At 30.9% G+C, this 10,983-nt stretch carries 8 protein-coding genes; 7 read left to right on the forward strand and 1 reads right to left on the reverse strand.

Annotated elements, in window-relative coordinates; translation table 11 throughout:
• Positions 1–11: 11 nt before the first annotated feature.
• The 7 genes from ATO12_RS14370 to ATO12_RS14400 all read left to right on the forward strand — a co-directional run bounded on the left by ATO12_RS14370 (position 12) and on the right by ATO12_RS14400 (position 8,993).
• Positions 12–929, forward strand: a complete 918-nt coding sequence (locus ATO12_RS14370) for a glycosyltransferase family 4 protein (protein WP_034242847.1) — start codon at positions 12–14, stop codon at positions 927–929.
• Positions 929–1,930 carry a lipid II:glycine glycyltransferase FemX gene (locus ATO12_RS14375; RefSeq protein ID WP_034242848.1) on the forward strand — a complete coding sequence of 334 codons (1,002 nt, stop codon included), beginning with the start codon at positions 929–931 and terminating at the stop codon, positions 1,928–1,930. The genes ATO12_RS14370 and ATO12_RS14375 overlap by 1 nt, the downstream gene beginning before the upstream one ends.
• 25 nt (positions 1,931–1,955) lie before the next feature.
• On the forward strand, positions 1,956–3,023 hold the full coding sequence (locus ATO12_RS14380) for a DUF354 domain-containing protein (protein WP_034242849.1): 1,068 nt from the start codon (positions 1,956–1,958) through the stop codon (positions 3,021–3,023).
• Positions 3,020–3,784 (forward strand): polysaccharide deacetylase family protein, encoded by a 765-nt coding sequence (locus tag ATO12_RS14385; protein WP_034242851.1) that lies wholly within the window; start codon positions 3,020–3,022, stop codon positions 3,782–3,784. The genes ATO12_RS14380 and ATO12_RS14385 overlap by 4 nt, the downstream gene beginning before the upstream one ends.
• A 518-nt stretch (positions 3,785–4,302) precedes the next feature.
• Complete coding sequence (locus ATO12_RS14390; RefSeq protein ID WP_051575853.1) at positions 4,303–5,463, forward strand: sugar transferase; 1,161 nt, start codon at positions 4,303–4,305, stop codon at positions 5,461–5,463.
• A gap of 143 nt (positions 5,464–5,606) precedes the next feature.
• A complete protein-coding gene (locus ATO12_RS14395) occupies positions 5,607–7,961 on the forward strand; it encodes a GumC family protein (protein ID WP_034242852.1) in 2,355 nt (784 codons plus the stop codon).
• A 333-nt stretch (positions 7,962–8,294) separates the two neighbouring features.
• Positions 8,295–8,993: a class I SAM-dependent methyltransferase gene (locus tag ATO12_RS14400; RefSeq protein ID WP_034242853.1), complete on the forward strand. Its 699-nt coding sequence runs from the start codon at positions 8,295–8,297 to the stop codon at positions 8,991–8,993.
• A 76-nt stretch (positions 8,994–9,069) separates the two neighbouring features.
• Here the strand turns inward: ATO12_RS14400 and ATO12_RS14405 are convergent, their stop codons facing one another.
• Positions 9,070–10,656 carry a peptide chain release factor 3 gene (locus ATO12_RS14405; RefSeq protein WP_034242854.1) on the reverse strand — a complete coding sequence of 529 codons (1,587 nt, stop codon included), beginning with the start codon at positions 10,654–10,656 and terminating at the stop codon, positions 9,070–9,072.
• Between the last annotated feature and the right edge of the window lie 327 nt (positions 10,657–10,983).

The following is a 10,983-nucleotide window of genomic DNA, read 5'->3' on the forward strand; positions in this document are numbered from 1 at the left end:
TTTTAATAGAAATGGATGTACTTTTTGTAAGTAGCGGAAATACAAAGAATGGAATATCTCCTATTGTTTTTAATCAAGGTAATTCTCTGATTGAGCTGGGACATGATGTTTCTTTCTTTACAATTAAAGGTAAAGGGTTTAGTGGATATCTAAAACATGTTTTCATACTAAGAAAATTTCTGAAACGCCATTCTTATGATATCATTCATGCACACTATTCTCTTAGCGCCATAGTTGCAGCTTTGGCAGGAGGAAAACCATTAATAGTATCTCTAATGGGGAGTGATGTAAAAGCTTCCTTTTTGCTAAAATATCTGATCAGAATATTCAATTTCTTTTTCTGGAATAAGATTATCGTAAAATCTCTGGATATGAAAACATCTTCTGGTATTAAAACAGTAAATATCTTACCTAATGGGGTAGATTTTAAAAAATTTAGACCGTTTTCTAAAAAAGAAGCTTTAGAAATTACACAATGGGATCCTAATAAGCGACACATTCTTTTTGCAGCAAATCCCAAAAGAAAAGTAAAAAATTATGAGTTGGCAAAAAGCGCTTTCGAATTACTTGATCATGAGGATATAGAGTTACAATCGCTTATCGATATTCCTAACACGCAAATGCCTGCTTATTTTAATGCTGCAGATGTAATCATTCTTACAAGTTTTTGGGAAGGATCTCCCAATGTAATTAAAGAAGCCATGGCCTGTAATTGTAAAATTGTAGCTGTTAATGTAGGGGATATAAAAGAAACTATTAGAAATACGCCAGGATGTTTTGTCACTGGTTTTAATAAAACAGAGATAGCGAATAAAATTGATAAAGCACTACAATATCCTAAAAGAACAGAGGGTAGAATTCGTATTTCTCACCTGGATTCTGAAGTTATCGCTCCTAAACTAATATCCATTTATAAAGAAGCTTTATAATGACTAAAACACTCACCATACATACAAGTACCAGCGGGATAAACCCAGAGGAATTAGAAGTGCTTTTAGAAAACGATTCTGCAAGTTTTTTTCAAACGCCAGAGGCACTTTCCTTTTTTATCACCGCCGGGTATGAAACTTTTGCTTTTGCCATAGAGTATGATAAAAAAATTACTGCATTTGTTTCCGGAATTGTCCAAAAAGAAAACGGAATTAAGTCCTCTTTTACCCGTAGAGCCATCATTTTTGGAGGCCCCGTTTTTTCTAAAGAAGTAGAAGAAGTTCACGTTACAGAATTGTTTAAAACGGTGGTTAAACATTTAAAACATAAAGTAATTTATATAGAAACTCGTAACCTTAATGACTATAATCAATATAAAAACGCTCTTAATACAGTAGGTTTTGAGTATCATCCTCACTTAAATTTTCATGTATCATGCGATACAGAAGAAAAAGTAAAACAAAGAATTAGCAGTAGTAAACTAAGGCAGGTTAAAAAGAGCTTAAAAGAAGGTGCAGTAGTGCGAGAAGCAAAGCATCAATCAGAGATAGAGGCATACTATGCCATTCTTAGTGACCTATATAAGACAAAAGTAAAAACACCACTTCCAAAATTATATTTCTTTATCACTTTATGGAGCCAGAGAGTTGCAAAATTTCTTTTGGTCTTTTATAAAGACGAAGTTGTTGGCGGGATTGTTTTTCCAATTTTTAGAGATAAAGCAATCTATGAGTGGTATGTGTGTGGTAAGGATAAAGCATATAAGAATATATATCCAAGTATTCTTGCCACATGGTCGGCTATGCTTTATGCATGCAAAAACAACATTAAGAGGTTTGATTTTATGGGAGCAGGAAAACCTGAAGAAGACTATGGAGTAAGAGAATTTAAATCAAAATTTGGAGGGGATTTGGTAGAGTATGGCAGATTTATTTATGTAGCCAATCCACTTTTATATAGTTTGGGAAAAAGGGCAGTTAAAATTTTAAAAAACAGTTGATTGTAAAAAATAAAATTAAATACGTATGAAGATCCTTATCGATATTGGTCATCCAGGTCATGTTCATTTGTTTAAAAACTTTGCATTAGAAATGCAAAAAAGAGGACATGAATTTCTTTTTACATGCCGCGAAAAAGAATTCGAGATCGAGTTATTGAAAGCTTCAGGGCTTCGCTTTATTTCGTTTGGTAAAAAATATAATACCACTATTGGAAAAATATTTGGCTTACTAAAATTCGATATTATGGAAATTCTTCATGGGTTGAAGTTTCGTCCTGATATTTTAATGAGCCATGGCTCTCCTTATGCGGCACATGCATCGGTTGTATTAGGAAAACCACATATATCGATGGAGGATACAGGAAATATGGAACAAGTGCGTTTATATTTACCTTTTACAAATAGTGTTTTAACCTCTAATGCGTTTCATAAAGAGTTGGGAGATAGGCAAATATGGTATGATGGGTATCATGAATTAGCCTACCTGCACCCTAATAGATTTGTTGCAGACCCAGGTATTTATGATGTTCTAAAAATTAACCCCGATGCTAAATATGTAATACTTCGATTTGTGTCATGGAATGCAAGTCATGATGTAAATCAATCTGGACTATCTATACAGGAAAAACGAGAACTGATAGATTATTTAGAAAAGAAATATACGGTCTTTATCTCCTCTGAAGGAAAATTGCCAGATGAATTCAAAAAATATCAAATAAGAATACCGCCAGAAGAAATGCATAATGTTTTGGCTTATGCTTGTATGTTTATTGGCGAAGGAGCAACAATGGCCTCAGAATGCGCCGTACTTGGTACACCCGCACTATATATAAATAGTATCATGGCAGGAACCATCAGGGAACAAGAAAAATATGGGTTACTGTTTAGCTTTAAAAATGGAGAAGGTGTATTGTCTAAAATTAAAGAACTTGATGAAATCCCTGATTTGAAAGAAGTATTTAAAAAAAGACTAGAAAAGTTATTAAAAGATAAAATTGATGTTACCTCTTTTATGGTATGGTTTGTAGAAAACTATCCTCAAAGCAAAAAAGCTATAATAGACAATCCAAAAATACAACTCGAGTATAAATGATAGATTTTACCGTACAGCGATATAGAGAATTGTTACGAGCATTGATGAACAACGGCTATCAATTTCAAACTTTTGCAGAGTTTATTGCAAAACCAGGAAAAAAAAGCATTGTTCTAAGGCATGATGTAGATTTATTACCACAGAACTCATTGGCTTTTGCAAAGCTTCAAGCTTCAAAAGGAATTAAGGGAACTTACTATTTTAGAGCTGTTCCAGAAAGTTGGAATGAAAAAATAATCCTGAAAATAGCAGATCTCGGCCATGAGATAGGATATCACTATGAATGCTTAACAACTACAAAAGGTGATGTAGAAGCAGGAATTCAAGATTTTAGAAATAATCTTTTTGCACTAAGAGAACTTACACCTGTATCTACTATTTGTATGCATGGCTCACCATTATCTAAATATGATTCTAAGGACCTGTGGAAAACATACCGATATCAGGATTTTGGTATTATTGGCGAACCTTATTTTGATATAGATTATGATAAAGTGTATTACTTAACAGATACAGGAAGGAAATGGGATGGACATAAGACCAGTGTAAGAGATTGGGTGAATACCAGATATGACAAAACTTTTCACAGCACCCCCGAAATTGTCGAAGCACTCAAAAATGCAGCATTTCCTAACCAGGTTATGTTTACATTTCATCCTCAACGATGGAATGATAACATCATAAAATGGAGTAAAGAATTAGTGCTACAGAATGTAAAAAATGTAGTTAAGAAGCATTTTTATGTAAAAAATAACCTATGATTTTCAATTCAATCGATTTTGCTTTATTAATTCTTTTAGAGACATTAAACAACGACTGTTCAAACTTTAATACTGTATTCAAAATGTGTTCTTCTTTCGTGTGGTGAATTAATAAGTACTCTTATCACTTTAAAGTTTACTGTTTTGGTTCAAAAACAACAACATTATTATTTTTAAGGTTATTTTACCTCTTATTTTTGTTGTTTTACCGATGTTTAATTGATTTTTTAACAAAAAGTGTAAGTTTTTTTGTTAAGATTAACTTTTTTTCCTATTAAATCCCTTTTATTTTCTTAGTTTTTACGGGTAAAAATCTGTAAAACAGGAATTTAGCATAATTATTTTGTGGTAAACCCGTTATCGATTTTACTCTTCTTGTAGTATCTTTAAAGTGTTAACCAAATCTAAATATCTATGCTACTAAAACATAGTTTTCTGAAAACAAAACCACTTGTTTTCAGCTCATCGGGTTGCTTATTTTTTGATTCATTTTCATCTTCTAAATTTAGTGTTGAGGTATGATCATAAGAACTATTAGTGCAGAAGCTTATGCTATTTTAGATAAGAAGAGTAAAAACCTTACTAATTCTATTTTTTCTGGTACTAAACCTTATGCGTTAAGGGGTAAAAGTAAGGTTGCAATCAAAAAGATAATTACCAGGAAATTGGGTAATGATGCTTGTGATTTTATAAGTAGTCACCTGCAAGAATTTCGATTGTTTGATGTGTTACTTTGTGATACCAGGGATAAAAATAATATTGATGCTTATCCAAAAGAATCATTTCAGGCAATTGTAAATCTACAAGAAGTTAATCACTACAGGCGAATTAATAAATTTCTTGAAATGGTAAATGATAAATTACCAGAAGGAGGATTGTTTGTTAATACGATAGAAACTTATGAAACCCGTAAAGAAAGAATACTTAAAAAATTTCCTAAGCCTTTAAATTATCTATATTATTTAGGTGATTTTATCTTTCATAGAGTTAGTCCTAAGCTAAAGTGGTCAAAAAAAATATATTTTAATATTACAAAAGGTTACGGTAGAGTATTAACAAAGGCCGAAGTGTTAGGAAGATTATATAGTTGTGGTTTTGATGTAATAGAAGAAAAAGTAATTGATAATAAATTATATTTTGTAGCAAAGAAAACAAAACTTCCTTTGTATGATATGAACCCTACCTATGGCCCTTTAATTAGTCTGAAACGTGTAGGTAAAAATGGAAAATTAATTAATGTATATAAGTTGCGAACCATGCATCCATACTCTGAGTATCTGCAACATTATGTTTTTCAAAAGAACAATCTGAAAAAGGGAGGGAAATTAAAAAACGATTTTAGAATATCTAATACAGGTAAATTACTTAGAAAATATTGGATAGACGAACTACCTATGGTTCTTAATTTTTTAAAAGGAGACATGAAACTTATAGGAGGGCGCCCTCTTAGTAGTCATTACTTTAGTTTGTATACCAAAGAATTACAGGAAAAAAGAATTAAATTCAAACCAGGCCTCATTCCCCCATTTTATGCTGATATGCCAGATACACTAGAAGAAATTATAGCGTCTGAAATGAAATATTTAACAGCATATGAGAAAAACCCAATTTTAACAGATATTAATTACTTATTTAAAATCATTAAAAACATTGTAGTAAAAGGAAAAAGAAGTTTTTAAAAGTATTGGTTTTAGCTTTCTTGGCCTTATAGAATATTCAGCTTCAAGTACCTCATAGAATTTGAAATTCTTTCGTGATAGTTCATATATAATAGTTAAATTTACAATAATTAAATTCTCTTTAAACCGAAAGAATTCATAAAATGAATTATGAGATCGATGATGATTCTGAAAATCTATTCATCAAAGAATTACTAGAAAGATATATAGCCCACTGGAGGTTGTTTATTGTTTCTCTTGTAATTTGTTTTGTGATAGGTTTTTTCTATTTAAGATATACTCCTAAGATGTATCGAGCTACATCTACTATATTAATTAAATCAGAGAATAATGGAGCAATGTCTGAACTTTCTGCTTTTGAAGACCTCTCTATTTTTAAAAATGCTAAAAGAGAAGTAGAAAATGAGATAGAAATACTTAAATCACGACCATTACTCGAAAATGTTGTTAAAAAACTACACTTAAATGTTCAGTATTTTAGTAAAACCAAATACTCTAAACGATTTGTAGAACTTACTAAAAACTCACCTATTAAAGTTAAGTTTCTAGAAGATTCTTATTATGATCAGGGATTAAATTTTATCATTACCATTCTGCCTAATACGCAGTTTGCTATAAAAGATACCAACGAAAAATTCATTCTAAAAGGAGAATACGGAAAATGTATAGGTTCTCCCTTTGGAGATATTTTGGTTGAACCGGATTTTAGAATTCTTCACAAGTATACCGGTGCTAATATCTATGTAAATAGTACTCCGCTTTTGGATATGGTAGAAAGATATAAATCGACCATAAAAATAGGCCTTACAGATCAAAATACAAGTGTAGTCACATTAACACTAACTACCATAGCTCAAGATAGAGCTAAAGAAATATTAAATAGTCTTATCGAAGAATATAACAAGGATGTTATTAAAGATAAAAATCAAATCTCTGCAAATACTGCCGATTTTATAAAAGAACGAATACATATTATTAATCAAGAATTAGATGACTTAGAGAAAAATGTCGAATTCTTTAAAACCGAAAATAACTTAACAAATTTATCTTCAGAAGCTTCTTTAATGCTAGAAAAGTCTTTTGTTAATGAAAAAGAACAGTTAGCTGCAACAATACAAATGGGATTAATAGATTATTTAATGGATTATTTAGAAAATTCTAAAAATGATCTTCTTCCTGTAAACCTTGGGTTTGAAGACCGTAAGGCGGTAACCATGATTTCCCGATACAATGATATAGCATTACAGCGAAATAGAATACTTAAGAGTTCGGGAGTAGAAAACCCGCTATTAATAAGCTTAAATGATAAGCTTTTTGATTTAAGAAAGAGTATAGAACAAAGTCTTATCAATCTAAAAAAAACGCTTCAACTTAAAATAGATAATCTTAAAAACAGTGATGCCGTAGTAAATGCTCAAATCTCATTATTACCAGAAAAAGAACGAAAACTCAGAGATATACAGAGACAACAACAAATCAAAGAAACTCTGTTTTTGTATTTATTAGAAAAAAGAGAAGAAACAGCAATCTCTCTTGCTGCTACTGTTTCGAATGTGAAGGTTATCGAAAAAGCATATATTTCTAGAAGCCCTATAAAACCAAAAAAGAATATTGTATTTCTAACAGGCTTTCTTGCGGCACTAATTATACCTATCGTTATTGTTTTCTTTAAGGATTTAATGAATACTAAAGTCAATGATATTAAAGAACTAAAAAAGAAATTAAAATTACCTCTACTAGGTAGTATTCCTTCATCTCCAGAAGATAAAAAATTGGTAACACCAAAAGCGGATCGATCCATATTAGCAGAAGCATTTAGATTGTTAGAAACCAATCTTGACTTTCTCTTAGCGCATTCTAAAGAAAAAGGAAAAACCATTTTGATTACTTCTAGTATTAAAGGAGAAGGAAAGTCATTTGCCGCTAGTAATCTGGGAATAACTCTTGGTCGTTCTGGAAATAAAGTTGCTTTGTTAGAAATGGATTTAAGATCTGCAGAGTTAAGAGAGCGGATGGATGTTGATGGTAAAAAAGGAATTACCAACTTTATTCGAGACGAATCTATACGGGTAGAGGATATAATGTCTAACATGAAAGGCTTTAAAAACTTAGACGTTTTTACTTCTGGGCCTAAACCGCCAAACCCCGCAGAATTATTAAAACATGAACGAATTGAAGAATTATTTAAGTATCTAAAAAAAGAATATGATTATATTCTTATAGATACACCTCCTATTACTGTTGTGGCAGATACATTATTATTAAGCTCTTATGCAGATTTGTGTATCTATGTAGTAAGGCAAAAGTTTTCTGATAAAAGACTTTTGGATATCCCAAAAACATTAAATCAAGAAAAAAGGTTTACTTCTATAGCAGTTTTGTTTAATGATGTAGATTTTAGAAAAATTGGGTATGGATATGGCTACGGATATGGGTATGGAGAAAGACCAAAAGCTGGATTCTTTAAAAGAGTGTTAAACCTCATGACTAGCAGATAACCTAAACCCATAAGAATTAGAAGAACTATGGTTTTAATCGACCAATTTGTATATATTTAAATAGTAAATATATGGATAAGAATCTTAGTATAAAACAAGTTTCTTTATTGGATAAGAATTGAGTTTTTACTATATTCATAATGTAAATACAGCCTGTCATACAACCTTAATTAGTCAAAATTCCCCCTAAAAGAAGCTCGTGCCTTTTCGAGAAAATAAGTTGAATTAGTAGAGAAATTTGTAATCATTATTTCGAATTACAAAACAAAAAAACAACTTAATGCATTTTAGAATAGAATACTTGTTCTTTTATGTGAAAAAATGAAAAATATAATGACTGAAAAAATTTACACCGAAGAAAATAGTGAATATTTAAAAAAAAATCCTACCTGGCACGCCGAAGATTCTCCTTGGAAAGCTAAGCAGATCATCAAAATGTTGGATCGTAATCCAATACATCCAAAATCTATTGCAGAAGTTGGCTGTGGTGCTGGTGAGATATTAAATCAATTGCATAAAACAATGCCCGATGATGTGCATTTTACAGGATATGATATTTCGAATGATGCTATTAATATTGCCAGGCAAAGAGAAAAATCTAGATTAGAATTTAGATCTGAAGATTTTCTAAAGATAAACTCAAAATTTGATTTATTACTCATGATAGATGTTTTTGAACATGTTGACGATTATCTTGGGTTCTTAAAATTATGTAAGCATAAAGCTAAAAATACGATATTTCATATCCCATTAGATATATCAGTTAACCGACTATTGAAAAATGATCTTATGTCTTTACGAAAATCTGTAGGACACCTACATCATTTCACAAAAGAAACAGCAATAGCTACATTAAAAGATTGTGGATATGAGATTGTTGATTTTTTTTACACGACAAGTTTTCTGGATTTTCCTAGAAAAACAATAAGTTCAAAAATTACATACTTACCCAAAAAAATAATGTATAAAACCAATAAAGATATAACTGTAAAGTTATTAGGCGGATGCTCATTATTGGTCATGACAAAATAATATAAATTACGATGGTACTAATTTGTATTTAGATGCGCTTAGTTTTAATAAAATTTTGGATCTAGTCTATAGATAATTAAAATTCTGAAGTAAAATGAAACTCGATCGATGGATATTTTTGCTGTGTCATTTGTAAGCTGAAAGAAGAATCAGCCAAAAATACCAGTTGACCCTGTTTATCTTTTGCCAGAAATTTACTTTTTACACGTTTAAAATCTTTAAACTCATCATTATCCTGATCTTTTGCTTCTACCCAACAGGCCTTAAAGACATTTAGATTTTCATATGTACATTTTGCCCCATATTCATGTTCTAATCTATATTGAATTACTTCATATTGTAAAGCACCAACTGTTCCTATTACTTTTCTTCCATTCAATTCTAATGTAAAAAGCTGTGCAACCCCTTCATCCATTAATTGATCTATCCCCTTTGCTAATTGCTTAGATTTCATAGGATCTGCATTGTTGATATATCTAAAATGTTCTGGAGAAAAACTAGGGATGCCTTTATAGTGCAACACTTCTCCTTTGGTAAGAGTGTCTCCAATTTTAAAATTCCCGGTATCATGTAATCCAACAATGTCACCAGGGTATGATATATCTACAATTTCCTTTTTTTCAGCAAAAAAAGCATTAGGGCTAGAAAATTTAAGTTTTTTATTATGTCTGGTATGCAGATACGGAACGTTTCTTTCAAAAGTTCCTGATACAATTTTGATAAAAGCCAGTCTGTCTCTATGTTTGGGGTCCATATTGGCATGGATTTTAAATACAAATCCGGTAAAATCTTTTTCTTCAGGATGTACCAATCGTACATCACTTTCTTTTGGTTTTGGAGGAGGGGCAATAGAAACAAAACAATCTAATAATTCTCTAACGCCAAAATTGTTTAATGCTGATCCAAAAAATACAGGTTGTAAATCCCCATTTTGATACTGTTCTTTTTCAAATTTTGGGTATATCCCTTCTACCAATTCTAATTCTTCACGTAATGTGTCTGCGGCAGTATCTCCAATAATATCATTAAGATCCATAGACGATAGATCAGATATTTCAATAGTCTCTTCAATATTTTTTCTATTATCGCCACTAAAAAGATTAATATTTTTCTCCCAAATATTATAAATCCCTTTAAAATCATACCCCATTCCGATAGGAAAACTTAGCGGTGTAACCGTAAGACCAAGTTTTTGTTCTATTTCATCCAGAAGTTCAAAAGCATCTTTTCCTTCACGATCCAGTTTGTTAATAAAAACAATCATAGGGATATTTCTCATTCTACAAACAGAAACTAATTTTTCGGTTTGTTCCTCAACACCTTTTGCAACATCAATCACAACAATTACACTATCCACAGCAGTTAATGTTCTAAACGTATCCTCAGCAAAATCTTTATGCCCGGGAGTATCCAGAATATTAATCTTAATGTCTTTATACTCAAAAGCTAATACAGAGGTAGCGACAGATATACCTCTTTGACGTTCAATTTCCATAAAATCACTGGTAGCTCCTTTTTTAACTTTGTTTGATTTTACGGCCCCTGCTTCTTGAATAGCACCTCCAAAAAGTAATAATTTTTCGGTCAATGTAGTCTTACCTGCATCAGGGTGAGAGATGATCCCAAAGGTTCTTCTTCTCCCAATTTCGTCTATAAATTTCATTTGATTTTGTTTATTATTCTAAATATTTAGATACATCCATAATAGCATCAAATTTCTTATCAAAATAAGCGTTTAATTGCCTATTCATTTTATAATCCCTATAAGTTTGATGATATATTTATTATCTGTCCTTATATCTAAATGAGGATGCAAATATAATATTAAAATAGACAATAAAGCTCTTACGATTTCATAGTGTAGGAACATTGAAATGTCTGGTACGAAAAAATACATTTGAAAATTTATCTATATGTATTTAATCGATAAAAGTTATTTTTTGTCGATTATTTCAAAATTAGCTATAAAGCTAAATGTTAAAACAATTAG

The organism is Aquimarina atlantica (genome assembly GCF_000626715.1).
GTDB classification, from domain to species: Bacteria; Bacteroidota; Bacteroidia; order Flavobacteriales; family Flavobacteriaceae; genus Aquimarina; species Aquimarina atlantica.

What these genes read in the sequence shown, in the direction of transcription:
- ATO12_RS14370 (WP_034242847.1), top strand. Translation starts at nt 12, where the DNA reads ATGGATGTACTTTTTGTAAGTAGCGGAAATACAAAGAATGGAATATCT.
- ATO12_RS14375 (WP_034242848.1), top strand. Translation starts at nt 929, where the DNA reads ATGACTAAAACACTCACCATACATACAAGTACCAGCGGGATAAACCCA.
- ATO12_RS14380 (WP_034242849.1), top strand. Translation starts at nt 1,956, where the DNA reads ATGAAGATCCTTATCGATATTGGTCATCCAGGTCATGTTCATTTGTTT.
- ATO12_RS14385 (WP_034242851.1), top strand. Translation starts at nt 3,020, where the DNA reads ATGATAGATTTTACCGTACAGCGATATAGAGAATTGTTACGAGCATTG.
- ATO12_RS14390 (WP_051575853.1), top strand. Translation starts at nt 4,303, where the DNA reads ATGATCATAAGAACTATTAGTGCAGAAGCTTATGCTATTTTAGATAAG.
- ATO12_RS14395 (WP_034242852.1), top strand. Translation starts at nt 5,607, where the DNA reads ATGAATTATGAGATCGATGATGATTCTGAAAATCTATTCATCAAAGAA.
- ATO12_RS14400 (WP_034242853.1), top strand. Translation starts at nt 8,295, where the DNA reads ATGACTGAAAAAATTTACACCGAAGAAAATAGTGAATATTTAAAAAAA.
- ATO12_RS14405 (WP_034242854.1), bottom strand. Translation starts at nt 10,656, where the DNA reads ATGAAATTTATAGACGAAATTGGGAGAAGAAGAACCTTTGGGATCATC.